This is a genomic window from Dactylosporangium sp. CA-152071, from assembly GCF_050936335.1.
Classification (GTDB): Bacteria; Actinomycetota; Actinomycetes; order Mycobacteriales; family Micromonosporaceae; genus Dactylosporangium; species Dactylosporangium maewongense.
In genome coordinates this window covers 1,599,302-1,625,535 of sequence record NZ_JBNJMZ010000002.1, presented here as the reverse complement: position 1 = coordinate 1,625,535, position 26,234 = coordinate 1,599,302, and the positions used below count along the sequence as shown (strand labels likewise).

Below are 26,234 nucleotides of genomic sequence, written 5' to 3'. Positions count from 1 at the left end.
TGCGCCCGGTCGTGTCAAAGATTCTTGACATCATGTCAGGTCCGTTTTACTTTCGAGATGTCAAGTTTTCTTAACATGGGAGCGGGGCATGTCCTCCGAGGAGAAGCGCACCTGGATCTCCGCCGTGGTCGGTGTCGTCGTCCCGGTCGTCTACCTGGCGAGCGTCCTGTCCAAGGTTCCTGGCGCGGACGTGGCGGGGATCGCGTACGTGGGGCCGATGCTCACCGCGATCGGCGTCGGGATCGGGGCGGGCATCGTCCTGGCCATCGTGGCCGCCATGGTCTCGCCCAAGGATGCGGGCAGGACCGACGAGCGCGATCGGGAGATCAACCGGCGGGGTGAGTACGTCGGGTTCTACGTCATGAGCGTCGCCGCGATTGTGCCGCTGGTCCTGGCGATGGCGGAGGTCGAGCACTTCTGGATCGCCCATGCGCTCTATCTGGCGTTCGTCCTGGCGGCGCTGGCCTCGGCGGCGGTGAAGATCGTCGCGTACCGGCGGGGCTGGTAGCCGTGGGCAAGCCGACCAGGGTCACCAACTCGATCCGGGCGCTGCGCTTCGCGCACGGGGAGATGACCCAGGCGGAGCTGGCCGACCGCATCGGCGTGACCCGCCAGACCGTCATCGCCATCGAGCAGGGTCGCTACTCGCCGTCGTTGGAGGTGGCCTTCCAGATCGCGCGGGTGTTCCAGGTGCCGCTCGACGACGTCTTCGGATATTCCGACACCCAGGAATAGACCCCACAACGTGACACGGCGCGCGAGGTAACCATCTCGCGGCCCGGTTCCACGCACCCGAAACCAAGGGCCTCGCCCGGATCGAGAAGGAGCCACGATGCACGCGTTGACCCGTACCGCCCGCCTGACCGGACTGTTCTACCTCGGCAACGCCATCACCGGCATACTCGGGTTCCTCATCGTCCGCCCACAGCTCTTCGCCGCCGACGACCCCGGCGCGACGCTGGCCAACCTGGTCGCGCACGAGTCGCTCGCCCGCGCCGGCGTCGCCCTGGAGCTGGGCATGGTCGTCACCCAGACCCTCGCCGCCGTCTGGTTCGCCCGCCTGTTCCGCACCGCGGACCCCGTCGCCGCGAGCGGGATCGCCGCCTTCGGCCTGGTCAACGCGGTCGTGGGCCTCGCGAGCGCGGCGATGCTGGCCACGGCGGTCGGGGTGTCGTCCGACCCGGTCGGCGACGCGGCGGCCAACGTCCAGGTGCTGTACCTGGTCAGCGACAACCTGTGGGGCGTGGGAGCCCTGTTCTTCGGCCTGTGGCTCATCCCCATGGGCTGGTGCGTGCTGCGATCGGGCTGGATGCCCCGCGCCCTGGGCTGGGTCCTCGTCGGTGGCGGTGCCGGATACGTGCTCAGCGCGTTCATCAGGTACCTCGCCCCGGACGCACAGGTCGTCGCCGAGGCACTCGCGTATCCCGCGTCCATCGGCGAGTTCTGGATGGTCGGCTACCTGCTCATCCGCGGCGTCCGCCGGCAGGCCCTGGCCGAAGCGCCGCCAGCCGTCCCCACCCCGACCCCGGCGGCGACCTGAAGACCTGACCAGACGCGGTGGTGTACGGCCTCCGCCCGGCCGGTCTTCCCGATCGAGCTCGGCGGAGGCGCCCTGGTCGCGGTCGCCGATCGGCAACCCACGCCGACCGGGCGGGCCGCGGCGCTGCTGCTGCTCGCCTCGATCCTCGGCACCGCGACCACCGAGGCCACCGTACGGCTGACCGAAGCGCGACAGGTCGTCGGTGTGACCGGCCGGGTCGCGACGATCGCGGAGGGTCTCGTGTCGGCCTTCCCTGCCGAATGGGGCCGAACAACTGACGGGACCGTCGTCTGCCAGGACGAGGACAGCACCCGAAATCCCACCTGCCTGCGAGGAAGGCTATCCGCCAGCCTGCGGGGACGGCCTCTGCAGGGTGTGCCCGAAGGATTTTGCAGATTGTTCGGGAGGTGCTGTCGGATCGCGGTGGGGTCGTTCGTAGCAGAGGTGAGTGGCCCCGATCGCGGGGTCGCCGTTCTCGATCACAGGAGATGTTCCGGATGCAGTCCTTGGTTCCCGTGGCCGGCGACACCGCCCGCCGCCTGCACCGGCTCGTGGAGCCGATCCACCTGGTCACGTACTTCGCTGACGAGCCGGACGTCGCCCTCTTCGCGCTCGGGCTCCGCAACACCTGGGACGCCTACTTCGCCGGGCGGGCCGCGCCGCTGGGCCGGGTCCCGGCCGAGGTGGTCGACGCCGTCTTCTACAACTTCGCCGCCGGCGAGGTCGCCCGCCACATCCCGCACGTCTGGGACATCACGACTCCCGAGAAGGCGGCCGCCGCCCGCCGGCAGGGCAGCGCCGCGGCGCTACGGCGGATCCTCGGCGATCTCGCCGACTCCGACACGGTCGTGCGCGCCGCCGACCTGGCCACCAAGGCAGCGACCAGCGCCCCGACGGAAGGACGGGTCCTGTACGCCGCGCTGCGGACGCTGCCGGTGCCCGAGGAGCCCGTGGCCCGGCTCTGGCACGCGGCCACCCTGCTGCGCGAGCACCGCGGGGACGGTCACAACGCCGCCCTGGTCGCCGCCGGCATCGGCGGGACGGAGGCCCACGTGCTGCACGCGCTGTCCGAGGGCATCCCTGCGGAGAAGTACGGCAGGGTCCACCACCTGCCCGCGGACCAGCTGGCCGCGGTTGTGGACGGGATGCGCGTTCGTGGCCTCATCGACGACTCCGGCTCGCTCAGCGAGGCCGGCCGCGAGACGAAGCAGCAGATCGAGGCGGTCACCGACGACCTCGCCTCGGCGGCGTTGGCCATCCTGGAGCCGGGCGAGCGCGACCAGCTCATCGCCGACCTCGAGCCCATCGTCGCGGTGCTCGACGCCGCCGGCTCGCGATAGCCGGCGCAGCGCTCACCCGTCGTTGTCGTGCCGGGCGGTCAGACCGTCACGGAGCACCGCAACCAGGCGGCGTGCGTTCTGGGCGTCGGTGGTGAGTGCCGCGCCACTGGCGAGGGCCAGCACGTCGGTGGCGGTGATGTCCGGCCGGAGCGCCGGTTGAGCGCGCCGTACCAGGGCGGTGGCCGTGGTGGTGATGGCGGCGTGCCACTCCTCGAACATCGGTGTGCGGCGGCCGTCCGGGACATCGGTGGCCGCCAGGGCGAGCGGGCGCTTGGTCGCCACGTGGGCGACGAACGCGTCGAGCCAGGTGAAGAGCGCCTCGACCGGTGCGGGGGCGGCGAGGAGTTGGTTGCCGTGGTCACACAGCGCCGCGACCTCGTCGGTGTACAGGGCGGCGAGCAGCTCGGCGCGGGTGGGGAAGTGCCGGTACAGCGTCGCGTTGCCGACGCCGGCGCGCCGGGCGACGCCCTCGGCGGCGGCGTGCTCGCCGGGCTGGCCGGCGCGCGGGACGCCGCACTCGCGCTCGGCGAGGCGAACCCCTTGGCCCACCACGTCACGAACATCGTCCTCGACGAAGCGCCGGACGGGACGGTCCAGGCCCTGTCCAAGTACCTCGGCGTCATGACGGACGGGTCCGTCGCGAGCGGAACCTACGAGGACACCCTCAGACACGGCGACGACGGCTGGAGGATCACGCACCGGGTCGTCCGCCCCCGCCGCGTCCCCCTGAAACCATGACGATGCCCTCCGGGCGCTGCCGAGGTACGAAGCGCAGATGGAGCCGGTGCGGTCCAACTTCCGCGCTCGTGGCACGTATCGCAGCGCAGCCGGCTTCGGCGAGCCCGAGGAGGTCGTGGCGAGGCTGTTCGCCGTCATCGCATGATCAGCGCGATCCTCATCTATCGCTGATGCCGCGCGGCAGTGGACAGTCGCAACGAGTGACGGAGCCCTGGCGATCGGGGCGTCGGGGTGGTGTGGCTCAGGCGGCTTCCTGCGGTGTCGGAGCGGGCGTCGAGGTGTCGGGTCGGGTGGTGGTGGCCAGGCCGAGGGCGTAGGCGGTGCAGGCGGTGAGCAGCGCGGGCAGGATCGTCATCGCGTCGGCCATGCGGCCGGACGGGTCGCCCATCAGGGACGGGTCGATGCCGAGCGAGGTGACCGGGTAGGCGGCGACCGCCATGCCCATCGAGCCGAACACCGTCAGGCCGTACACGGCGACCGCCAGCTCGCAGGCCAGGAGGCCGCCGAACGCCATCGTGAGCACCGCGCGGCGGCGTTGTCCCCGGCGGGTCAGGACGGTGGCCACTGTGGACAGTGCGCAGGTCGTCAGGCCCCAGGTGCCGACGGCGGCGGTCACGGGCCAGCTGCCGAGGTGGGTGACGAGCAGCATCACCGGCAGGGCGCCGAGGGTCAGCCCGGCCGGTGCGAGCGCCGACGTGAACGGCAGCCGTGCGTGCCCGGCCAGCCAGACCGCACCGGCGGCGACCGGCAGGGCCGCTGCGGCCGGCACGAGGCGCGCGGAACCGGCGGTGAGCGATGCGCCGGCGACGGCGGCGACGGCCGCGAACAGCCACGCGCAGAGGGTGTAGAAGACGAGGAAGGCGCCGGCGAAGGCCACGGGGGCGGCGATCAGGCCGGTGGTCGCGTGCACGTAGGGGCGCAGCCGGGCGTACGTGAGTGCCCGCACGCGTTCGGCGAGCGCGCAGCGTGCCACGTCGGCCAGGTCGCGCAGCGGCCGCTGGGAGTGGCTGAGCAGGTCGGCGATCTCCGGGCCGTACCGGTCCCGGAAGTGGCGCGGGTACAGGGCGATGACCAGCCGGACCGCGCGGTTCACGACAGGGCCAACCGGCGCAGGCCGGTGCCGGCGACGGCCCGCATGCGCGACAGCTCCGCCTGCAGCGCGGCCCGGCCGTCGGCGGTGAGCTGGTAGGGCTTGCGGCGCTCGCGCTCCGGCAGGGCCTCGATCAGCGCCAGGTCCTCGAGGCGACGGATCGCCCCGTACAGCGTGCCGGGGCCGGGGCGGTCGCCGGTGATGGCGGCGATGTCGTCCTGCATCGCATACCCGTGTTTGGGACCTTCGGCGAGGCTGACGAGCACGAGCAACGCCGGTTCTGAGAACCGGCCGAACTCGGTGAGTCCGGACATGCCACCTCCACTACTACGTGGGACGTAGCATCGCAGGACGTAGTAGCGGCCGTCAACTCCACGCCGGCGGGCGGAAGCGCGGGCGCTACGCTGGCCGCCATGACGGTGGCCGGGCTGATGCGACCGTGACCAGCTCCGGGGCGGTCACGGCGGTCAGCGACGCCGTGGTCCCGGCACGGCGGGCAACCGGGTCGGCGCACCACGTCGCCGTCGCCGCGATCGTGGTCGCGGCGGCGCTGTGCTACTCGGTGCTCGCCCTCAACCGGTTCCGCACGTGGCGCTCGTCCACGTACGACCTGGTGATCTTCGACCAGGCGGTGCGCTCCTACGCCCAGGGGCATCTACCGGTGGCGATCGTCAAGGGCGTGCACAACGGGTTCGGGCCGCACTTCAGCGTGCTCGGTGACCACGTGTCGCCGCTGCTGGTGCTGCTCGCCCCCCTGTACCTGGTGTACGACGACCCTCGCACGCTGCTGGTGGCGCAGGCCGTGCTGCTGGCCGGCGCGGTCGTGCCGCTGTGGCGGTTCACGCACCGTGAGCTGGGTGTCACGGCCGCCTACGGGGTGGCGGTGGCGTATGCGCTGTCGTGGCCGGTGGCGGGTGCCGTCGGGTTCGACTTCCACGAGGTCGCGTTCGCCCCGCTGCTGTTCGCCGTGCTGTTCGACCAGCTGTCCGCCTACCGGCACGGCTGCGGGCGGCGCCGGCACGTGGCGCTGGCCTGCGCGGCGCTGCCGCTCGTGAAGGAGGACATGGGGCTGGCGCTGGCCGGGGTGGGGGTGTGCCTGCTGCTGCCCCCGCTGCTGCCTCAGCGCGGCCGGCCGCGGCGGCGCGGTGACGTGCTTCTCGGGCTCGGCTGCCTCCTCGGCGGGCCGGCGTACACGGTCCTGGCCACCCAGGTCGTCATCCCCGCGTTCGGCGGCCGGTCCGACTACTACTGGTCGTACGACCACTTCGGGCCGACCGTCCCGGCCGTGCTGTGGCACGTGGTCAGCCAGCCGGGCGATGCGCTGTACACCTTCTTCAACCCGGCGACGAAGACGCACACGATGCTGATGCTGCTGGCGGTCGCCGGACTGACGCCGCTGGTCTCACCGTATCTGGCGGTGACGCTGCCGCTGATCGCCGAGCGGATGCTGTCGGAGTCGCCGGGCTGGTGGGACACCGGGGCGCACTACAACGCGTTCGTGGTGGTCCCGCTGCTGTGCGCGGGTGTCGACGGGGCGGCCCGGATCGCGCGGCACCGGCGGATGCGCCGGTCCGGCACCGTCTGGACGGCCGTGGTGGTCGTCGCCGCGGTACTGGCGCTGCCTGGCTCGGCGTTCGGTCAGCTGGCCCGGCCGTCGCAGTGGCGGTGGACCGACGACATGCGGGCGATGGAGCACGCGGCCGCGCAGGTCCCGGATGGGGCGCTGGTGGAGACCGCCTCCAGCCTCGGCCCGCGCCTGAGCAGCCGCACCCAGGTGCTGCTGTGGGACCGGATCCCCCGCTGGGCCCCGTGGGTGGTCGCCGACGTCGCCCGCCCGCAGTTCCCGTTCTGCGGCCTCGACGACCAGCGCGCGCGGGTCGACCTGCTGCAGGGCAGCGGCTACCGGGTCGTCTTCCGGGAACGTGACTTCGTCGTGCTGCACAACCCGGACGCGGTGCCGCGGCTGACGGCCCCACCCGCACCACCATGCGGCGGATCGTGACCGACGCGGGAGCGGCGCGGCGCGCGGATGCCGTCGCCGTGGGTGCGCTGCTGGCGGCCGTGCCCGTGGTGCACCGGATCGGCCCGGCGCTGGACGCTCCCTACTGGCTGGACGAGTCGTGGGTGGCGCTGGCGGCCAAGGCGCCCCTGGCGGACCTGCCGTGGGTGACGGCGTCGACACCGCTCGGATGGACGCTGCTGGTCTGGTCGGTGCCGGGCGGCGGGCAGCTCCAGCGGCTGATCCCGCTGCTGTTCCTCGCCGGCTCGGTGCTGGCCGGCTACGCCTTCGGGCGCTTCCTCGGCTGGCCGGGCCGCGGCTGGGCCGTCGCCGCCGGGCTGTCCGCGGGCGCCGCGACGCTGCTGATCCCGGCGCAGGTGGTGCGCCACGACCTGAAGCAGTACACGGCCGAAGGTGCGGTCGCGTTGCTGCTGCTGGCGATGACCGCGTGGCTGGAATCGGCCTGGTCCCGGCGCCGCCTGGTCCTTGTCGGGGCGGGCGTGGTGGCCGGGATGCTGTTCAGCCATCCCGCGGCGCTCATCGGCGCGGCGGTGCTCGGCGCGCTCCTGCTCACGTCGGCCGTCGGCGAGCGTCGGGGCCGGCTGCGGGACACCGCCCTGGTCAGCGCCGGGACCGCGGTGGCGGCGTTGCTCGTGTACGTGGTGCTCGACCGGCCGAACCGCAATGACGCGCTGGCCGGCTACTGGTCGGGGTACTTCCCGACGGTCGGCGGGCTTCCGTCCTACCTGGGCAACCGGCTGGCGGAGCTGACGCCGGCGTCGGGCGCCCCGTGGCAGCTGGTGGCCGCCGCGGCGGCGGTGGGCGTGGTGGCGGTCGCGCGGCTGGGCCGGCCGGCGACAGCGCTGGCCCTGCTGCTGGTTCCGGTGATCGCCGTCGCGGCGGCGCTGGCCGGCGTGTACCCGCTGCTGGACCAGCGCACGTCGCACTTCCTGCTGGTCGTCGCGGCGGCCGTGGCCGGGACCGGCCTGGTGCGGACGGCGGCCGACCTGACCGGCCACCTGCCGGCACAGACAAGGGCACGGACACGGACATGGAGCGCGGTGGCGGCGGTCCTGGTCGTCACCGCAATGTCCGCGTACGCGATGGCGAACAGCCGCGTGCTGCTGCACCCGCCGGCCCCCGGCGACCCAGGCGAGGACGTCCGTGCCCAGGTGGCGTACGTCGCGTCGCACCGCCGGCCCGATGACGTGATCGCCGTGAACATGTCCGGTCAGTTCGGCTTCGCGTACTACTGGTCCGAAGACCCGCCGCTGCTGCGGCGTGGTGGCCCGATGGCCACCGGATGGCACGTCTCGTACGCCGACGGCAGCCGGATCCTCGTCGCGTCCGGACGTGACACGGCCGCGGTCGCCGACCTCGTCGCCACCGCTGAGCGGCTGGCCGGCGCGGGCGGGCGGATCTGGCTCGTGCGCAGCCACGTCAATGCCGACGAACGGGCCGCCTGGCAGGCGGCCCTGGCCGGCGGCGTCGTGGACGAGGTCGCGGTCGGGCCCGAGCCGCTGGCGACGCTGACCGTGCTCCAGGCGTCCGGTCACCAGACGGGGCGCTGACGTCCCGGTCGGTTCCCAGCTGGTCCGACTATGCTCTCCGCGGCGGATCGCCGGTCCCGGACATCGGGTGCCGCGGCGGTCCGTGCCGGTCGAGGATGTGGAGTCTGGTTCATCGTGTCGTTTACCGCGGCGACCGTGCCGGGGCAGCCCGCTGCCCCGCCTTCGCGTCGTGCCCCCGCAGTCCGTCGTCTGCTCGACGCCGCGTCGGCGGACAGCGCCCGGGCAGGTCGGCTGCTGCTGTTGCTGGCGGTGGTGCCCGCGGTGACGGTGACGGCATGGCTGCTGGTCGCGGTGCCGCTCGCGGCGACGGGACACTTCCGCCCGGGTGTCGTGGTGCCGGCCGCGGTGGTGCTGGCGATCCCGCTGGTGCGGTGCGCGACGCGGTTGCCGCGGCGCAGCGGCGCAGGGTCGTTCACCGCGCCGTGGTCGGCGGTCGTCGCGACGTCGGCGATCGCCGTCGGGTTCGCCGGGTTCGCCGCGGTGAGGTCCAGCCAGCAGGCGGTGCTGCACCGTGACGCCGGCACCTACGCCCAGGTCGGGCTCTGGCTGAGCGACCATCCGGGGCTGACCACCCCGGTGCCGGTCGACGCCTTCGGGGCCGCGGCGGCGCAACTGACGTTCGCGCACCCCGGCTTCTACGTGCAGGACGGCATGATCGTGCCGCAGTTCATGACCGGCTGGCCGACGATGCTCGCCGCCGCCCACTGGGTCGCCGGTTGGCAGGGGATGTTCGTGCTGCCGGCGCTGGTCGGTGGCGCGGCCCTGCTCGCCGTCGGCGGGCTGGCCGGGCGCCTGTTCGGGGCGCGGTGGGCGCCGGTGGCCGCGTTGCTGCTGGGCTCGGCGTGGCCGATGCTGCGGGTGAGCCAGACGACGTACTCCGAACCGCTGGCGTGTCTCATGCTCGCCGCCGGGCTGTGCCTGGCCGCCGGTGCCTGGAAAGCCGGCGCGTCGGCGAGGAGCGCCGAGGCCCGCCGGGACGTCGGCTGGTCGATGGCGCTGTCAGGCCTGCTGCTGTCCGCCGGTGAGCTGGTCCGCCTCGACATGGGGGTGGACTTCGCCCTCATGATCCCCGCGATCGGCTGGTGGTGGCTGCGCCGGCGGGGCGGGGTCTGGCCGTTCGCCGGCGGCGCCGTGATCGGCGGCGGCCTGGGGTTCATCGACTGCCGGTTCGTGACCTGGCCGTACGTGCTGGTGAACTGGTCGTCGGTCCGGCTCATGATCGTGGTCCTGGTGCTCTCGCCCGTCGTGACCGCCGCGCTGGCGCTGTTCCTGCGCCGCTGGCACCGTGACGTGCGGACCATGCGCTGGTGGCGCTGGGTGCCGCCGGTCGCGGCGGCCGGCACCCTCGTGCTGGGGCTGCTCCTTGCCGCGCGGCCGCTGCTGTACGTCGACCGCTCCATCACCGCGGCCAACACGATCGAGTACGTCGCGTCGCATCAGGAGCAGTTCGGGCTTCCGGTCGACGGCACCCGCAGCTACGCGGAGCAGACGGTGTCCTGGGTCTCGTGGTACACGGGCTGGCCGGTGCTGGTGCTGGCCTGGATCGGCGCCGCCGGGGTCGTGTACGCAGCCACCCGCGGCCGTGGCTGGCGCTTCCTGCCGATCCTGCTGGTGTACGGCGGATCCGGGGTGGCCTCCCTGCTGCGCCCCGCGATCACCCCCGACCATCCGTGGGCGGACCGCCGGCTGGTCGTCGAGGTGCTGCCCGCCGTGGCGCTGTTCGCCACCTGGACCCTTGCCGCGCTGACCCGCTCGGGCGAGACCGGCCGCATCCGGGCAGCCGCGACCGGCGGGTGGCGTGCGGCCGGCCGCCTGCTCGCGCCGCCGCCGACGGGTGCGCTCGCCCGGCTGCTCGTGCTGCTGGCGATCGCCGCACCGGCGTTGGTGGTCACCGCGCGGCTCGGGCCGAACCGCACCGAGCTGGGCGAGCCGGACGCCGCAGCCGCGGTGTGCCGGGCGCTGCGGCCGACGGATTCGGTCGTCATGATGGACACGCAGTGGTCACCCACGATCCGCAACCAGTGCGGCCTGCCCGTGGCGGCCCTGGAGGACCCGACGGTGGAGCGCATGCAGCAGGTCGTCGCCGGCATCCGCGCGGCCGGCCAGGTGCCGGTGCTGATGTCGTCGTCGACGCTGACGCTGCTGCCCTACGGGCTGCCGCTGGAGCGGATCGTCTACCTGGACACCCACGAGGACCAGCACGTGCTCACGTGGCGCCCGACCGGGACCGACCCGCGGCGGCTGGAGTGCTGGCTGGTCCGCCCCTGACGAGAGGTCGCCGCGTCGCTCACCGTGACCGGCCGGGGTCGCGCCCGGCCACGTAGGCGGCGACGGCCGTCACGCCGGCCAGGACGAGGTCACCGGCGGTCAGCAGGCCCCGGGACAGCACCGCGACGGCGGTCGCCTGGCCGGTGCTGAGCTGCGCGCCGAGGATCGCGACCAGCAGCACGTCGCGGACACCGGCCCCGGCGGGCGTGATCACCGCCAGGAACCCCAGGCACCAGGCCAGCGTGAAACCGCCGACCGCCAGCGCCGCGACCCCGCCCGGACCGCCGGTCAGCGGCCAGCTCAGCAGCCACGCGTGCGCGCCCAGCAGCAGCCACGACGCCACCGCCCAGGCCAGCGACACGACGATCGTCCGGCCGGACAGCGGCTGGGGCAGCGGCGGGCGGCGCAGCACGCGCAGCGCCATCCCGATGACGGCGTTGACGACCTTCGGGCGCAGCAGCAGACCGAGGACCGGCACGCCGAGCAGCGCCCACCAGTACCGCTCGGTCACCGCCCCGGCACCCGCCGCGAGCACGACCGCGGCGGTGACCAGGCCGGCACCGAGCGACACCGCCATCGTCAGGATGGCGGCGGTCGCGGTGCGGCTGCGTGGCACCTGGTGGGCGTGGGCGAGCTCCATCTGGGCGACCACCGGCCACATCGACCCGGGCAGATACTTGCCGAGCTGCCCGACGAAGAAGATCCGGGCCGCCGTGGTGACCGGCAACGGCGACCCGAGCCCGCCCAGCAGCGTCCGCCAGACCTGCATCGTGGCCAGGAGCCCGACGGCGACGAGCGCGGCCGCGGCGGCGGTCGCCCCGGCACCGATCTGCGTGACCGCGGCGCCGACGTCGGCGCGCTGCCGCGCCACGGCGACACCGCCGCCGACCACCGCGACACCGAGCAGCGACCACTTGGTCCAGCGGTTGGTCAGTGCTCGCCCGACGAGTGACGCGATGCGCCTCCGCGTGCCGGCCTTCGCGGGTGGCTGCCCGGCTTCGGCTCCGCGATCAGGCACCGGGCGAGCCTACCCTCCTGGCGACGGGCCGCCGCCGGAGTCCCCGCTGACGTGCGCCAAGGCCGCCGCGGGCGATGACCTAGGCTAGGGCGCCATGCGGGTCCTGTTCTTCGGCACGTACGACACGGCGATGCACCCACGCGTCGGTGTGCTCGCCGAAGGGCTCCGCGGTCACGGCGCCGACGTCGTGGAGTGCAACGCCCCGCTCGGTGTCGGCACCGCCGCACGGGTGGCGGCGGTGGCGCAGCCGTGGCGCCTGCCCGGCCTGGTCCTCACGGTGGCGCGGCGCTGGGTCTCGCTGGCGCGGGCGGCCCGCCGCGTCGGTGCCGTCGACGCCGTCGTCGTCGGGTATCTCGGGCTGCTGGACGTCCACCTGGCGCGGCTGCTGTTCCGGCGGGTGCCGATCGTGCTGGACCACATGACCGGCGCCGGGGACACCGCCGCGGACCGCCGCCTCGGGGGCCGGCTGCGCCGCCGCCTGCTCGCCGCCGTCGACCGGGCCGCGCTCCGCCGCGCCGACCTCATCGTCGTCGACACCGACGAACACCGTGACGCGCTCCCGGCCCGGCACCACGCCCGGAGTGTCGCGGTCGCCGTCGGCGCGCCGTCGGCCTGGTTCACGGCCGGCCGGGAGCAGGCCACGGACGTCGGCGCGCGGCAGACGCCGGCCGCACCCGCGCTGCGGGTGGTGTTCTTCGGCCTCTACACGCCGCTGCAGGGCGCCACGGTCATCGGCGAAGCGGTGCGCCTGCTGGCGGGGGAGGGCGTCACCTTCACCATGGTCGGGCAGGGGCAGGACGAGGCGGCGACCCGGCACGCCGCCGAGGGCGCCGACGTCGCCTGGCTGCCCTGGGTGCCGGCCGGCGACCTTCCTGCGCTCGTCGCCGGGCACGACGTGTGCCTCGGCATCTTCGGCACCAGCGACAAGGCGATGCGGGTGGTGCCCAACAAGGTGTTCCAGGGTGCGGCCGCCGGCTGCGCCGTGGTCACGTCCGACTCCCCGCCGCAGCGGCGCGCCCTCGGCGACGCGGCGCTGCTCGTCCCGGCCGGCGACCCGCACGCGCTGGCCACGACACTGCGGCGGCTCGCCACGGACCGGTCCGAGACGGCCCGGCTGCGGCAGGCCGCCCGCCGTCTCGCCGAGGCCCGGTTCACCCCCGAACACGTCGTGACGCCCCTGTGGGAGCGGCTCGGTGACGGCGGCGCCGGCGAGCCCGCCGGCGCCGGACGGCTCGCGTCCCGGGGGCGTCGATGAGCGATCCGAGTGTGCGGTCCGGGCCACCGCGGGCGCCGATGTCGGCCTGGCGGATGGACGCCGTCGCGCCGCTGTCGCCGAACGGCTGGCTCCGCCACGACGCCGTCATGCACCTGTTCCCGTCCTCCGGCGCGACGGACGTGCTGGAGATCGGGTGCGGGCAGGGTGGCTTCGGCGCCAGGCTCGCCCAGCGGCACCGGTACCTCGGCATCGAACCCGACCACGCGTCGTTCACGGTGGCGGAGCAGCGGCTGCGCCATGCCGGCGGGGGAGAGGTCCGCAACGCCCGCCTCGAGCTGCTGGAGCCCGGCCAGTTCGACGTCGTGTGCGCGTTCGAGGTGCTCGAGCACCTCGACGACGACACCGCGGCGCTGGCCGCCTGGGTCGAGCGGGTGCGGCCCGGCGGCCTGCTGCTGCTGTCCGTGCCCGCGTACCAGCGCCGGTACGCCGCCGCGGACGAGCTCGTCGGCCACTTCCGCCGGTACGACCCCGGACCACTGCACAACCTGCTGACCGCCGCCGGACTCGTCGACGTCCGGATCCGTCACTACGGGATGCCGCTGGGTTACGTGCTGGAAGGCGGCCGGAACCTGATCGCCCGCAGACGGCTCCGGGCGGCCGGCTCGACGTCACCGCAGCAGCGCAGCGCCGGATCCGGGCGGCTCCTGCAGCCCTCGTCCGGCCTGCGCGGCGCGTTGAACCGGTGCGGCTCCGCACCCTTCCGCCTGCTGCAACGGGCCTTCCCGAAGACCGGGCCGGGCCTGGTCGCCGCGGCCCGCCGGCCGGCGGGACCGTAGACCGTCACCGGCGTGCGGCCGCCCGGGCAAGGGCGGGGCGAGTGATACGCCTCACCGAGGCCGCCCTGGTTCGCGACCGGCACCGGAGCGGCCTACTGTGACGGTCACCCCCTGTGCCGTAGCCCCGGCGCGAGCACCCGAACGCAAAACGGCACGCTGTGCCGGCACCACCGTCCACGAGTGAGGCAGCAGTGACGTTGACAGAACAGGTCCCGATCACGGGCGGCGGGAGCGTGCCGGCCCGTTCCAGCAGCAGCCTCGACGTCACGGTCGTGCTGCCGTGCTACAACGAGCAGGCGCACGTGCGCCAGGAGATCGAACGGATCTGCGCCGCGCTCGACGAGTCCGGCTACACCTACGAGCTGCTGGCGATCGACGACGCGTCGACCGACGCCACCCTCGAGGTGCTCCGGGAGGCCGAACCGTCGTTCCCGCACCTCAAGGTCGTCGCGCTGCACCGCAACGGCGGATCCGGCACCGTCCGCCGGCTCGGGTCCCGGATGGCCGCGGGCGCCATCGTGGTCTGGACCGACGCGGACCTCACCTACCCCAACACCCGGATTCCCGAGCTCGTCCGCCTGCTGCACGACGACCCGAGCATCGACCAGGTCGTCGGCGCGCGCACGACCGAGGAGGGCAGCCACAAGCTGCTGCGGGTCCCGGCGAAGTGGGTCATCCGCAAGATCGCCGAGTGGCTCACCAGCCAGTCGATCCCTGACCTCAACTCCGGGATGCGGGCCTTCCGCCGCGAGGTCGCGCAGCCCTACCTGCGGCTGCTGCCCCCGGGGTTCTCCTGCGTCACCACCATCACGCTGGCGTTCCTGTCCAACCAGCATCACATCCTCTACGTGCCGATCGAATACGCGAAGCGCGCGGGCACGTCGAAGTTCCGGTTCATCGCCGACGCCTACCGGTACATCCTCCAGGTCCTGCGGATGGTGATGTACTTCGATCCGCTCAAGGCCCTCATGCCGCTCGCGCTGTGGCTCGTCACGATCGGCGTCGTCAAGAGCATCTTCGATCTCGCGGTCCACCCGATCAGGCTCGCGAACAACACCGTCATGATCTTCCTGACCGGTCTGATCATCGGGTCGCTCGCCCTGCTCGCCGACCTCATCGTGCGGTCCCGGCCCGAGCCGTAGGCGGACCGCCCGCCCGGCAGTGCCAGATGGCTGAGCGCCAGGTGCCCGCGGTGAGTGCCGACAAGCCGACACAGTGTCTATGGTGCTTGTCCGGGATCATGGGATTCTCTATGGTCTTGCCGCGGTGTGAACGGTGCATGCGGAGTTAAGGAGCACCCGTCATGGGTTTGGTGGAGAAGCTTCGAGGCGAGTTCATCGACATCATCGAGTGGCTCGATGACAGTCGTGACACGATCGTCTGGCGCTTTCCGAGGTACCAGAACGAGATCAAGATGGGCGCCAAGCTGATCGTGCGCGAGTCGCAGACGGCCGTGTTCGTCAACGAGGGCCAGGTCGCCGACGTCTTCACCCCCGGCACGTACACGCTGCAGACGCAGAACATGCCGATCCTGACCACGCTCAAGGGCTGGAAGTACGGGTTCGACTCGCCGTGGAAGGCCGAGGTCTACTTCGTCAACACGCGGCAGTTCACCGACTTCAAGTGGGGCACGCAGAACCCGGTGATGATGCGCGACGCCGAGTTCGGGATGGTCCGGCTGCGGGCGTTCGGCGCGTACTCGCTGCGGGTCGTCGACGCGGCGAAGCTGCTGCGGGAGCTGGTCGGCACCGACCCGCAGTTCCGCACCGAGGAGGTGCAGGAGTTCCTGCGCCAGCTCATCGTCGGCCACCTCGGCAGCGCCCTCGCGGCGGCGCAGGTGCCGGCGCTCGACCTGGCCGCGCAGCAGCTGGTCATCGGGCAGAAGCTCGCTGGGGTGCTGACCGAGGAGCTGACCGGCTACGGCGTGCAGATCCCGAAGTTCATCATCGAGAACATCTCCCTGCCGCCGGAGGTCGAGGAGGCCATCGACAAGCGCACCTCCATGGGCGTGGTCGGCAACCTGAACGCCTACACGACGTTCCAGGCCGCCAACGCCATGGAGGACGCCGCCAACAACCCGGGCGGCGGCGCCGGCGAGGGCTTCGGCCTGGGCCTGGGCATGGCCGCCGGGCAGCGGATGGCGAACGCGCTCAACCAGCCGGTGTCGTCCCCTCCACCGCCGGCCGGCCCCCCGCCACTGCCGCAGCAGGACCAGTGGTTCGCCGGCGTCAACGGCCAGCAGGCGGGGCCGTTCGACCTCGACGCGCTCGGCGCGCAGGTCCGGTCGGGCGCCGTCAGCCGCACCACGCTGGTCTGGAAGAACGGCATGGCGCAGTGGACCCCCGCCGGTCAGGTCGCCGAGCTCGGTGCGCTCTTCGCCGCCGTCCCGCCGCCGCTGCCGCCGCAGGGCTGAGCCGTGATCACACAGACGCAGTACCCGTGCGCCGGGTGCGGCGCCAACGTCGAGTTCGCGCCCGGCACCACCGCGCTGCGGTGCCCGTACTGCGGGCACGAGACCCAGATCGCCCCCGCCACCCGCCAGATCGCCGAGCACGACTGGAACCAGTTCGCCGGCCTGCCCCGCAAGCCGATCGCGCTGCTGGCCAAGCACGTCTTCAAGTGCCAGAACTGCGGCGCGGCGACCGAGTCCGACGCGATCTCCGACCGCTGCCGGTTCTGCGGCGCGGCCGTCGTCGCCGAGGTCAACCCCGGCGACCAGGTCGTGCCCGAGGCGGTCCTGCCGTTCACCCTCACCAAGCAGCAGCTGCGTGAGCAGCTGCGCACGTGGGCGGCGTCGCGCTGGTTCGCACCCAACGGGCTGAAGAAGGTCTCCGAGGCCGAGTCCGCGAAGAGCACCTACCTGCCGCACTGGACCTACGACACCCGGACCGTCTCGCACTACCAGGGCCAGCGCGGCGAGCACTACTGGGTGACGGAGACCTACACCGAGAACGGCGAGACGAAGACCCGCCAGGTGCGCAAGACCCGGTGGCACCACGCGAGCGGCACCGTCGGGCGCGCCTTCGACGACGTGCTCGTGACCGGCACGACCAAGGTCACCCAGGGGCACCTCGACGCCCTGGAGCCGTGGCCGCTGCCCGACGCCCAGCCCTTCCACGCCCAGTACCTGGCGGGCCACGAGACGCTCCGCTACGACGTCGAACCCGAAACCGGCCTGGAACAGGCGAAGCGCAAGATCGCCCCGGCCATCGAGCAGGACTGCCGCCACGACATCGGCGGCGACGAGCAGCGCGTCGACCACGTCGACACCGAGTACCACGACCTGACCTTCAAGCTGATGCTCCTGCCGGTCTGGCTGGCCTGCTACATCTACGCCGGCAAGACCTACAACATCCAGGTCAACGGCCGCACCGGCGAGGTAGCCGGCGAACGCCCCTACAGCACCGCAAAGATCGCCGCCGCCATCACCGCCGCGGTCCTGCTCATCGCCGCCATCGTCGCGTTCTTCGTCCTACGCCGATAGCGCGATCCCGCCGTCCCGAAAGCGTGAGGGTTTCCACAGGTCACAAGCCTGCGGAAGCCCTCATTTTCGTGCCTGAGCAGTACGACCTCGGTGGAGCCGTGGCGCGTACACAAGGCGAGACCTTGACTTCGGTGGATGTGAGCCCCTAGATTTCGCCCTGCCCGGGTATTGATCCCGGTGCGACTGCATGGGCCTGACGGGGAGGCTTCACATGTTCAGTGATGGGTGCGCGCTGCGCTCGAGACAGCGGCCGACATTGAGTCCGCGGATGCTCTGTATGCCGGCGTAGACCGGCCGGATTCCTCTTCTTCATCTGCCGTCGTTCGACTTTCGCCCAGCCGCCGTCACTTGTGGACGGTGGCCGCTCACCCATTGCTGCGGAGGAACCGTGTCCTTCAGCCCTGCCCTGCCAATGCTGCCACGCCGGTCTCGCCGGCTGTTCGGGCGCGTGACGCGTGTAGTCGCCGCGTCGGCGATCCTGTCGCTGGCCGCCACCAACCTTGTCGTGCCGCCGGTGCAGGCGGCGCCGCAGGTGACGAAGCCTGAGGCGGCGCAGCGCTACAAGGATGTGCCTGGTGGCACGGTGGCGGTGAAGGAGCCGCAGCCGGGCACCGCGTCGGCGGCGGCGCGTCGCGCGACGGTCGGCTCGGTGCAGTGGCCGGCGGCCGCGACCGCGGACGTGAACATCGCCGCGGCGCGGTCACAGCTGCGGGCGTCCGGTAGCGCGTCGCCGGCGGAGACGTCGGTGTCGGTGCCTGGTGCGCCGTTGCGGGTGGTGGCCGGCGCGAAGGGTCCGGAGCAGGTCCGGGTGCAGACGCTGTCGCAGGACGAGGTCCACGCGGCCGGTGTGCAGGGCGTGATGTTCCGGGTCGCGCGGACCGACAACGCCGCCGCCACGGGTGCAGTGAAGCTGGAGACGAGCTACGCGGCGTTCGAGTCGGCGTTCGGTGCGGACTGGGGGAGCCGGCTGCGGCTCCTCGTCGTCCCGGAGTGCCACCAGACCACCCCGGATGACGCGGCGTGCCGGCCGGTTCCGGTGAAGTCCGACAACAACGTGAAGACGAAGACGGTGTCCGGTGAGGTGACGCTGCCGGCGGCCGTCACGACCGTGGCAGCGTCGAAGCTGACGTCGGGCAGTGTCACGGTGGCGTTGGCGGCGGGGCCGTCGGGTGGTGCTGGTGACTTCGGTGCCACGACTCTTGCGCCGTCCTCGACGTGGTCGCACGGTGGTTCGGCGGGCGGGTTCTCCTGGTCGTATCCGATGCGGGTGCCGCCGGCCGTCGGTGGCCCGGCTCCCACGGTGGGCCTGTCGTATGCGTCGCAGTCGGTGGACGGCCGGCACGCGGCGTCGAACAACCAGCCGGGCTGGATCGGTGAGGGGTTCTCCTACGACACGGGCTTCATCGAGCGCCGGTACGTCGGCTGTGCGGATGACAAGGCTGACGACAAGGGCGGCAAGGCGAACAACACCGAGGACACCGGTGACCTGTGCTGGGCGACCGACAACGCGGTGATGTCGCTCAACGGCGGCGGTGGCGAGCTGCTGAAGGACGGCAGCGGTCTGTGGCATCCGGTGCAGGATGACGGGTCGCGGATCGAGAAGGTGACCGGCGCGTCGAACGGTGACGACAACGGCGAGTACTGGAAGGTCACCGGGGCGGACGGCACGAAGTACTGGTTCGGGCGGAACCGGCTGCCGGGTTGGACGGCGAACAAGCCGGAGACGAACTCGGTGCAGGCGGTGCCGGTCGCGGGCAACCACGCGACGGAGCCGTGCAAGGCCGCCACGTTCGCGGCGTCGTTCTGCACCCAGGCGTACCGGTGGAACCTCGACTACATCGAGGACATCTACGGCAACACCGCATCGCTGTGGTACGCGCGGGACACGAACTACTACGCGAAGAACAAGCAGGAGAATTCGCCGGTCGTCTATCACCGTGACGCGTACCCGGTGCGGATCGACTACGGCACCGACAACCGTACGGTCGTGAACGGTGTGCGGACCGATTCGGCGTACACGGGCGTCGCGGCGCCGGCGCAGGTGCATTTCGGTGTGTCGGACCGGTGTGTGACGGCGAACTGCGGGACGAAGGACAAGACGAACTGGCCGGACACGCCGTGGGATCAGAACTGCGCGTCGAGCGGGACGTGCTGGCAGTCCTCGCCGACGTTCTGGAGCAGCAAGCGGCTCACGAGCGTCACCACGAAGGTGCGGAAGGGTTCCGGATACCAGGACGTCGACCAGTGGATCCTGCGCCAGTCGTTCCCCGATCCCGGTGACACGACCCGGGCAGGCCTGTGGCTGGAAGGCATCACCCACAAGGGCCTGAATGGCACCGCGGTGACGTTGCCCGAGGTGACGTTTGAGGGTATCCAGCTGCCGAACCGTGTGGATGCGGTGTGGTCGGACTTCGCGCCGGCGATGAACTGGTGGCGGATCACGTCCATCCGTACCGAGGCGGGTGCCGAGATCGCGGTCGACTACAGCGACCCCGACTGTGTGAACCCGGGCCGGCTGCCGAACGTGAACGCGTTGGACAGCAACACGTTGCGGTGTTATCCGGTGAAGTGGGTGCCGCAGGGGTACACGCAGCCCAGGACGGACTACTTCCACACGTACGTGGTCGATTCGGTGCAGCAGATCGACCTGACCGCCGGTGGCAGTGCGACGAAGACGTTCTACGAGTACGAGAACCCGCAGAATCTTCCGTTGTGGCACTGGGACGGCGAGGACGGCCTGGTCCAGGCGAAGTACAAGTCGTGGGGTCAGTGGCGCGGCTACCCGTACGTGAAGACGAAGTTCGGTGAAGGCGCGAAGCAGCAGGTGATGAAGACCCTGTACTTCCGCGGCATGCACGGCGACAAGACGGCATCCGGCACCCGCACGGTGAATGTGGAAGGCCTCGAGGGCGGCCCGTTCCCGGACTACGAGCAGTTCGCCGGCTCGCCTCGTGAACAGCTCGTCTATCTGGACGGGGCGGTCAACGCCGGCACGGTGACGACCCCGTGGCGGTCGACGACCGCCGCCGCGAGCCGGACGATCAACAACGTCGTCACCGAGTCCCGGTACGCGGGCACCGAGAAGACCGCGACCCGGGCCTCGATCAGCAACAACCAGTGGCGCCGGTTCGGGACCGTGACCGAGAACGATCAGCGGGGTGTGCCGCTGAAGGTGAAGGACCTCGGCAACCCCGCCGACCCCACCGACGACAAGTGCACGCTGCAGGAGTACCTGCCGAACACCGACCCGAACGTGTGGCTTCTGCACTCGGTGAAGCGGGTGCGGTCCTGGGCCGGTGACTGCTCGGCGAGTGCGCCGTCCGCGGCGGATCAGGTCATCTCCGACATGCGGTTCACGTATGACGACCTGGCGTACGGCGCGACGCCGACCACGGGCCTGGTCACGAAGATCGAGCGGATGAGCGCCTGGAACGGCGGCAACGTCCAGTTCCAGACCGTCGGCACGTACAAGCACGACGTGCACGGCCGCACGACCGAGTCGACCGACATCGCCGGACGGCTGTCGAAGACCGACTACTCGCCGGCGACGGGTGGCCCTCTGGTCGGGATGACGACGAAGAACCCGAAGCTGTGGGAGACCACGGTCACCATCGACCCCGCCCACGGCGAGGTGCTCACCGAGTCCGACATCAACACCCGCATCACCTCGGCGCAGTACGACGGGCTCGGCCGTCGCACGAAGGTGTGGTACGCCGACCGGGCGCAGGCCAGCAACCTGAACACGCCCAGCGTCGAATACCGGTACACCATCAGCAAAACCTCGGTGAACGCCGTCGAGACCCGCGCCCAGGACGCGAACGGCAACTACCAGTCGCTGTTCGACCTGTACGACGGGCTGCTGCGGCCCCGGCAGAAGCAGACCCAGGCGGTCGGTGGGGGCAGGATCATCGCCGACACCAACTTCTACGACTCGTTCGGCCGGGTGTGGAAGACCAACCAGGCCTACGACACCACCGGCACGGCCGGCGCGACCCTGCACCAGCCGGCGGATCTCGACGTGCCGTCGCAGACCCGGGTCTCGTTCGACACGCTGGGCCGCACGACGGAGACCGCGCTGTACTCCGAGAACGTGCGCAAGTGGGGCACGCTCGTGAACTACTACGGCGACTACACGACGGTCACGCCGCCGCTGGGTGGGACCGCGGGTGCGACGTTCACCGACAACCGTGGGCAGACGACGAAGCTGCGTCAGTACCACGGTGGCACCCCGACGGGCACGTACGACGAGCTCAGCTACGGGTACGGCAAGACCGGCCAGCTGGAGAAGGTCACCGACGCGTCGGGCAACGTGTGGTCCTACGAGTACGACGACCTCGGCCGGCTGAAGAAGTCCGTGGATCCGGACAAGGGCGCGGTCGAGCTGACGTACAACGCCTGGGACGAGGTGGAGACGAGCAAGGACGCCGAGAACCGGATCCTGGCGTTCACCTACGACGACCTCGGCCGGCCGGAGACGACCCGCGACGGCAGCATCACCGGAGCGCTGCGGACGAAGACGGTCTACGACCTGCCCGCGAAGGGCCTGACGAAGTCGGTGTCCCGGTTCGTCGGCACCAACGAGTACAAGACCGAACTCATCACCGCGGACACGTTGTACCGGCCGACCCAGACCCGGGTGACCATCCCGACCTCCGAGGGTCTGCTGGGCACGTCGTACTCGGTGCGCATGACGTACAAGGTCGACGGCAGCCCGAACACGGTGGTGCTGCCGACGACGGGCAATCTCGCCGGTGAGACGCTGACGTACGAGTACGACAGCACCTCTGCTCTGCCGAAGGCGCTGAGCACGAACTACGGCGACGTGACCCACTACGTCACCGACGCCACCTACACCGAGTTCGGCGAGTCGAGCTCGGTGATCCGGTCCACGGCGCTGACCGGTGCGCCGTTCGTGCAGAGCAAGTCCGAGTACGACGACGTCACGCACCGGATCAAACGGCAGGCGGTCATCAAGTCGGTCGGTTCCGCGTACGTCGCGGACGCGGAGTACAAGTACGACCCCGCCGGCAACCTGATCAAGATCGACGACAACCCGCTCAACGGGCAGCGCGACACGCAGTGCTTCGAGTACGACCACGCCCGCCGGCTCAAGCAGGCGTGGACCCCGCAGAGCGGCGATTGCTCCACCGCGCCCGCGTCCACGACGATGGGCGGTCCGGCACCGTACTGGCAGGAGTGGGACTTCGGTGCCGCCACCGACCCCAAGGGGCGGACCGGTTCGCGGCTGAAGGAGACCGACCACCTCACCCCGACCGGGCTGCAGACCACCGACTACACGTACCCGAACCAGGGCGTCGCCGGGACGCAGCCGCACCTGTTGAAGGGTTCCACGCTCAAGAACTCCGCCGGGCAGGTCCTCAAGACCTCGACCTTCGAGTACGACAAGACGGGCAACACCGTCTCCCGGCCGGGGCCGAACGGGCAGCAGGACCTGCAGTGGGACGCCGAGGGGCACCTCACCTCGGTGACCGACCCGACCGGCACCACGTCCTACGTCTACGACGGGACCGGCAACCGGCTGCTGGCCAAGGACAGCACCGGCGCCACCCTGTACCTGGGCGGGATGGAGATCCGGCTCACCGGTGCCTCCCTGTCGGCCACCCGCTACTACATGTTCAACGGTCAGGTCGTGGGGCAGCGGACCGGCAGCGGCATCGCCTGGTTGTGCGGTGACCAGCAGGGCACCGGCACCGTCGCGATCAGCGCCGACGCCGCGCAGACCGTGACCCGCCGCCGCCAGACGCCGTACGGCGAAGCCCGTGGCGCCGCGGTGACGTGGCCGAACAAGAAGGGGTTCGTCGGCGGTGACACCGATCCGACCGGCCTGGTGCATCTCGGCGCCCGCGAGTACGACCCGAACACCGGGCGGTTCATCTCCGTCGACCCGATCGTCGACTTCAACGACCCGCAACAGCTGCACGGCTACTCGTACTCGAACAACAACCCGACCACGTGGTCGGACCCGAGCGGCCTGAAGTCCGACGCCGGCGACTTCCTCCGCGGCCTGCTCAAGGGCATGTGGAACGCCATCAACATCCTCGCCATGTACCGCGGCCTCAAGAAGATGTTCCAGGACCCCAAGGGCGCCTGGAAGGCCATGGAGGGCGACGCGAAGAAGTGGGAGGAGAAGACCGGCAACTGGCTCATGGGCTGGGCCTGCGCACTCAGTGGGATCTGCGACCAGATCGCGTCGTGCATCGGCGGTGACGCCAGCGCTTACGAGTGCGGCGTGACCATCGGCGAGCTCGTGGTCGAGATGGCGATGTCCGCCCTGACCGGCGGCGCGGGCGGCGTGTCCGCCAAGGCTGCCGGCCTCGCCAAACGGTTGGCCGAGAAGTTCCACGTCAAGATCCCCGGCATCGACACCGGACCCTCACACCACGACCATCACGACGGCAACGGCGGCAGCAACGGCTCGCCACCCGACAACGACTCCGGCGTTCCAGGGTCCGACAAGAACGCCGACAAGCCCAAGCGTGACGGGGACGGCACCGACGACTCGAAGGACCCGGAGAAGCCGGGCAAGACCGACGATGACTCGGGCGACTCGTGCAAGCACAGCTTCGACCCGGACACCGAGGTGCTCATGGCGGGCGGCACCGTCAAGGCCATCAAGGACGTCCAGATCGGCGACGAGGTCCTGGCGACCGACCCGGAGACCGGCGAAACCCGCGCTGAGGCCGTCGAGGTCACCCACCTCAACCTCGACAAGGAGTTCGCCACCCTCGATGTGGTGGACGGAGCGGGTGTCAAGGCCACCCTGGAGACGACCGCCAACCACCCGTTCTGGAACGAGTCGCTCGACCAGTGGCAGCGCGCGGGCGACCTGGCGTCGGGCGACCAGCTGGTCGCGCCGAACGGCTCCACGACCGTCGTCATCGGCTCCGTTGTGTGGACCGGCGCGAAGTACATGCACGACCTCACCGTCGCGCAGCTCCACACGTACTACGTGCTCGCCGGCAGCAAGCCGGTCCTCGTGCACAACTGCGGGGACGACGAGGATGAAGGCGCCGGCGACGGCGAGCCCGAGGAGTACCAGCCGCGGCACGCCTCGGACGACGAGGCCGAACCGAACGACCACGTCGGCAAGCACCGCAAGTGGGAGATCGACAACGGCGTCCGGAGCCACCGCCCGCTCAACTGGTTCGACCGCTCGCTGGCCCACCGCAACGGCGTGAACACCGGCTACCAGGCGCAGAGCAACTTCACTGACCGGTTCGGCGCGTCGATCGGCCTGATCAAGGAGCCCTTCAGCGGGTACGTCCTGTGGGGCGGCCGGGGAGTCATGTTCGCGTATGGTTACGTGAAGGGCTATCGAGCGATCCGGCACCCGAAATAGCTGGGTAGGAGAGATGTCGTCCGTGGGACAGCATGTGTTCGTCGCTCAGGGCCTGTACCGGATCCTGGTCGGTGCCTGCCAGGTCGCGAAGAGCCGGCAGCAGGCAACGATCGGCGCTGACGACATCCAGGAAAGCATGCGGCGCAGGATCCCGAACTTCGTCCCGGGCAGGCTCGCCGGCGCCGGTCCCCTCGCGGACCGGCCCGGCGGCTGGGCCGGGTTCGAGGCCGCCGCCACCCTCCGGCAGGCGCGCTGGGAGGCGTTCAGGTCGCCGGGCCGCCGGCGACCCGGCGACGCCATCCACTGGGGCGACGACGTGCCGGCCGCCATCCGTCGCGCGATCGACCTGGTCCCGCCCGCCCGGCCCGCCGTCGGCACCGGCGACCTCGCCGCGGTGCTGTTCACCGGCTACTCCGCCCTGCCCGGCACCGGCGGTATCGCCTGGCCGAAGGACGACGACCGGCCGTTGCGTCCCTTGACCGACTATCTGCTGCACTGGCGGTATGTCACGCCCGACCCGCAGCCGCAGCAGAAACCCCCGGCCCGATGGGTGTCGGCCTACACGTCGCTGACCGCCGGCGCCGACGTCATCCTGGCGAACCTGGAGCTCGAAGCGATCCGGCAGGCGGTGCGCCTCGGCCGCGACCGGGTGACGACCGCCGACCTGGTGCTCGCCGTCGCCGCCTTCGAGGACGAGCTGGCCGCCCGTCGGCTGCGACCCGTGCAGGCGCACCGCAGCCTCCTGACGGTCCGCGGCCTCACCTCGGCAGACGCCGTCCTGGCCGCGACCACCGCGACCGACACCGACGGCCCCGCCGTCGCCGGGCCGGCCCGGCGCAGAGCCTGGCGCACCAACCCGAACAACCCACCCTGGTCCACCGCCGCGGCCGCCGCGGCGGACCAGGCCCGCACCACCGCCGCCGCGGCCGGCGTCCCGGCCGGCAGCGCCCAGCTGCTCAGCGCCGCCCTGACCGTCCCCGACAACGCTGCCTGGACCCTGCTGCGCGCCCTGCACACCGACCCGTCCGAGGTCCTGCGCGACGCCGCCTGACAGCGCCGGACAGGTCGCTGCGCGAACGCGCTCGTGTTTGGCGGAAAGGTGACAGTGGGCCCGGCCGCTTGACACCAGGTGTCATCGATTCCTGCGGTGCCCGTGACCTCAGCATCAGTGCGAACAACGGTCCGGAGACGGTCACGTAGATCCGGGGCAGAAGCCTTCACCGGTGTGACCCCGGCCACTTTTCGGCGGTCTTCTTACCGACAATTCGCGCCGGAACAGCGCTTCTACCCTCGTGGCACCCGACCGGCGAGACGTGCTCCGACCCGGGGACCGGGACGCCACGCGCCGCCGGCGGCCCGTGTGATCCGAGCAGAAGGAAGTGAGCATGTCTGAGCAGACGTCGAAGAAGACCGGCGGCGAGACGGACCGGCGCCCGCCGGTGCAGCCGGAGGCCCTGACCACCAGGACCAGCATCACCGCCGGGATCCGTATCGCCAACCACACTGAGGCGCTGACCGTCCGCAGCGCCGTCAAGGCCGGCGGGATCCGGATCCTGAACCACAGCACCGCCATGACCGTCCGCACGGGGCTGCCGGCCGGCGGCTTCCACACCCAGCACAGCGAGGCGCTGACCGTCCGCAGCCAGGCGTAGGACCGAAGACCGCCGGCCGGGGCGGGCACCGTCCCGGCCGGCGCCGGGACGCCGGCCTGCACCCCCAGCCCGTACCCCCTGCCTGGATTCTGCCGGACCACAGCACGGAGACACGCCGGACC

At 71.6% G+C, this 26,234-nt stretch carries 20 protein-coding genes; 16 read left to right on the top strand and 4 right to left on the bottom strand.

All coding sequences use genetic code 11. The features are described from left to right. The first annotated feature begins 88 nt into the window (after window positions 1-88). The 4 genes from ACQEVZ_RS47155 (at window position 89) to ACQEVZ_RS47140 (ending at window position 2,880) form a co-directional block, all read left to right on the top strand. A complete protein-coding gene (locus tag ACQEVZ_RS47155) occupies window positions 89-508 on the top strand; it encodes a hypothetical protein (RefSeq protein WP_433380739.1) in 420 nt (139 codons plus the stop codon). Between the two features lie 2 nt (window positions 509-510). After that, entirely contained in the window at window positions 511-735 is a 225-nt protein-coding gene (locus tag ACQEVZ_RS47150) for a helix-turn-helix transcriptional regulator (RefSeq protein ID WP_433380736.1), read from the top strand. 97 nt (window positions 736-832) lie between these two features. Then, window positions 833-1,540 carry a DUF4386 domain-containing protein gene (locus ACQEVZ_RS47145; protein WP_433380733.1) on the top strand — a complete coding sequence of 236 codons (708 nt, stop codon included), beginning with the start codon at window positions 833-835 and terminating at the stop codon, window positions 1,538-1,540. A 497-nt stretch (window positions 1,541-2,037) separates the two neighbouring features. Further along, window positions 2,038-2,880, top strand: a complete 843-nt coding sequence (locus ACQEVZ_RS47140) for an SCO6745 family protein (protein ID WP_433380730.1) — start codon at window positions 2,038-2,040, stop codon at window positions 2,878-2,880. A 12-nt stretch (window positions 2,881-2,892) separates the two neighbouring features. Here the strand turns inward: ACQEVZ_RS47140 and ACQEVZ_RS47135 are convergent, their stop codons facing one another. Then, window positions 2,893-3,432, bottom strand: coding sequence for a TetR/AcrR family transcriptional regulator (locus ACQEVZ_RS47135; RefSeq protein WP_433380727.1), 540 nt, complete (start codon window positions 3,430-3,432; stop codon window positions 2,893-2,895). On the opposite strand from ACQEVZ_RS47135, the gene ACQEVZ_RS47130 reads away from it, so the two are divergent. Beyond that, window positions 3,361-3,618 (top strand): nuclear transport factor 2 family protein, encoded by a 258-nt coding sequence (locus tag ACQEVZ_RS47130; RefSeq protein WP_433380724.1) that lies wholly within the window; start codon window positions 3,361-3,363, stop codon window positions 3,616-3,618. The two genes, ACQEVZ_RS47135 and ACQEVZ_RS47130, sit on opposite strands and share 72 nt — an antisense overlap. A gap of 241 nt (window positions 3,619-3,859) precedes the next feature. Here ACQEVZ_RS47130 and ACQEVZ_RS47125 read toward each other — a convergent pair whose 3' ends face one another. Together ACQEVZ_RS47125 and ACQEVZ_RS47120 are read right to left on the bottom strand one after the other, a co-directional pair. Then, on the bottom strand, window positions 3,860-4,711 hold the full coding sequence (locus tag ACQEVZ_RS47125; RefSeq protein WP_433380721.1) for a hypothetical protein: 852 nt from the start codon (window positions 4,709-4,711) through the stop codon (window positions 3,860-3,862). Further along, window positions 4,708-5,022: a PadR family transcriptional regulator gene (locus ACQEVZ_RS47120; protein ID WP_433380718.1), complete on the bottom strand. Its 315-nt coding sequence runs from the start codon at window positions 5,020-5,022 to the stop codon at window positions 4,708-4,710. The genes ACQEVZ_RS47125 and ACQEVZ_RS47120 overlap by 4 nt, the downstream gene beginning before the upstream one ends. A 125-nt stretch (window positions 5,023-5,147) precedes the next feature. On the opposite strand from ACQEVZ_RS47120, the gene ACQEVZ_RS47115 reads away from it, so the two are divergent. The 3 genes from ACQEVZ_RS47115 (at window position 5,148) to ACQEVZ_RS47105 (ending at window position 10,546) form a co-directional block, all read left to right on the top strand. Next, on the top strand, window positions 5,148-6,710 hold the full coding sequence (locus ACQEVZ_RS47115) for a DUF2079 domain-containing protein (RefSeq protein WP_433380715.1): 1,563 nt from the start codon (window positions 5,148-5,150) through the stop codon (window positions 6,708-6,710). Continuing rightward, entirely contained in the window at window positions 6,707-8,278 is a 1,572-nt protein-coding gene (locus ACQEVZ_RS47110; RefSeq protein WP_433380712.1) for a hypothetical protein, read from the top strand. Before ACQEVZ_RS47115 ends, ACQEVZ_RS47110 begins: the two co-directional genes overlap by 4 nt. 114 nt (window positions 8,279-8,392) lie before the next feature. Continuing rightward, window positions 8,393-10,546 (top strand): hypothetical protein, encoded by a 2,154-nt coding sequence (locus tag ACQEVZ_RS47105; protein WP_433380710.1) that lies wholly within the window; start codon window positions 8,393-8,395, stop codon window positions 10,544-10,546. A gap of 19 nt (window positions 10,547-10,565) precedes the next feature. Here ACQEVZ_RS47105 and ACQEVZ_RS47100 read toward each other — a convergent pair whose 3' ends face one another. After that, window positions 10,566-11,564, bottom strand: a complete 999-nt coding sequence (locus tag ACQEVZ_RS47100) for a lysylphosphatidylglycerol synthase domain-containing protein (protein ID WP_433380707.1) — start codon at window positions 11,562-11,564, stop codon at window positions 10,566-10,568. A 94-nt stretch (window positions 11,565-11,658) separates the two neighbouring features. Between ACQEVZ_RS47100 and ACQEVZ_RS47095 the strand changes: the two genes are divergently transcribed. The 8 genes from ACQEVZ_RS47095 to ACQEVZ_RS47060 all read left to right on the top strand — a co-directional run bounded on the left by ACQEVZ_RS47095 (window position 11,659) and on the right by ACQEVZ_RS47060 (window position 26,112). Next, entirely contained in the window at window positions 11,659-12,819 is a 1,161-nt protein-coding gene (locus ACQEVZ_RS47095) for a glycosyltransferase (RefSeq protein WP_433380704.1), read from the top strand. Then, window positions 12,816-13,616 carry a methyltransferase gene (locus tag ACQEVZ_RS47090; RefSeq protein WP_433380701.1) on the top strand — a complete coding sequence of 267 codons (801 nt, stop codon included), beginning with the start codon at window positions 12,816-12,818 and terminating at the stop codon, window positions 13,614-13,616. The genes ACQEVZ_RS47095 and ACQEVZ_RS47090 overlap by 4 nt, the downstream gene beginning before the upstream one ends. A gap of 191 nt (window positions 13,617-13,807) precedes the next feature. Further along, window positions 13,808-14,758 carry a glycosyltransferase family 2 protein gene (locus ACQEVZ_RS47085; RefSeq protein ID WP_433380698.1) on the top strand — a complete coding sequence of 317 codons (951 nt, stop codon included), beginning with the start codon at window positions 13,808-13,810 and terminating at the stop codon, window positions 14,756-14,758. 161 nt (window positions 14,759-14,919) lie between these two features. After that, on the top strand, window positions 14,920-16,029 hold the full coding sequence (locus ACQEVZ_RS47080) for an SPFH domain-containing protein (protein ID WP_433380695.1): 1,110 nt from the start codon (window positions 14,920-14,922) through the stop codon (window positions 16,027-16,029). A gap of 3 nt (window positions 16,030-16,032) precedes the next feature. After that, window positions 16,033-17,100, top strand: a complete 1,068-nt coding sequence (locus ACQEVZ_RS47075) for a hypothetical protein (protein ID WP_433380692.1) — start codon at window positions 16,033-16,035, stop codon at window positions 17,098-17,100. Window positions 17,101-17,548: 448 nt separating this feature from the next. Beyond that, window positions 17,549-24,460, top strand: coding sequence for a polymorphic toxin-type HINT domain-containing protein (locus ACQEVZ_RS47070; RefSeq protein WP_433380689.1), 6,912 nt, complete (start codon window positions 17,549-17,551; stop codon window positions 24,458-24,460). Between the two features lie 22 nt (window positions 24,461-24,482). Next, window positions 24,483-25,511: a hypothetical protein gene (locus tag ACQEVZ_RS47065; RefSeq protein ID WP_433380686.1), complete on the top strand. Its 1,029-nt coding sequence runs from the start codon at window positions 24,483-24,485 to the stop codon at window positions 25,509-25,511. A gap of 334 nt (window positions 25,512-25,845) precedes the next feature. After that, window positions 25,846-26,112 carry a hypothetical protein gene (locus tag ACQEVZ_RS47060; RefSeq protein WP_433380683.1) on the top strand — a complete coding sequence of 89 codons (267 nt, stop codon included), beginning with the start codon at window positions 25,846-25,848 and terminating at the stop codon, window positions 26,110-26,112. Window positions 26,113-26,234: the final 122 nt, after the last annotated feature.

What these genes read in the sequence shown, in the direction of transcription:
- ACQEVZ_RS47095 (WP_433380704.1), top strand. Translation starts at nt 11,659, where the DNA reads ATGCGGGTCCTGTTCTTCGGCACGTACGACACGGCGATGCACCCACGC.
- ACQEVZ_RS47155 (WP_433380739.1), top strand. Translation starts at nt 89, where the DNA reads ATGTCCTCCGAGGAGAAGCGCACCTGGATCTCCGCCGTGGTCGGTGTC.
- ACQEVZ_RS47120 (WP_433380718.1), bottom strand. Translation starts at nt 5,022, where the DNA reads ATGTCCGGACTCACCGAGTTCGGCCGGTTCTCAGAACCGGCGTTGCTC.
- ACQEVZ_RS47080 (WP_433380695.1), top strand. Translation starts at nt 14,920, where the DNA reads ATGGGTTTGGTGGAGAAGCTTCGAGGCGAGTTCATCGACATCATCGAG.
- ACQEVZ_RS47090 (WP_433380701.1), top strand. Translation starts at nt 12,816, where the DNA reads ATGAGCGATCCGAGTGTGCGGTCCGGGCCACCGCGGGCGCCGATGTCG.
- ACQEVZ_RS47060 (WP_433380683.1), top strand. Translation starts at nt 25,846, where the DNA reads ATGTCTGAGCAGACGTCGAAGAAGACCGGCGGCGAGACGGACCGGCGC.
- ACQEVZ_RS47145 (WP_433380733.1), top strand. Translation starts at nt 833, where the DNA reads ATGCACGCGTTGACCCGTACCGCCCGCCTGACCGGACTGTTCTACCTC.
- ACQEVZ_RS47140 (WP_433380730.1), top strand. Translation starts at nt 2,038, where the DNA reads ATGCAGTCCTTGGTTCCCGTGGCCGGCGACACCGCCCGCCGCCTGCAC.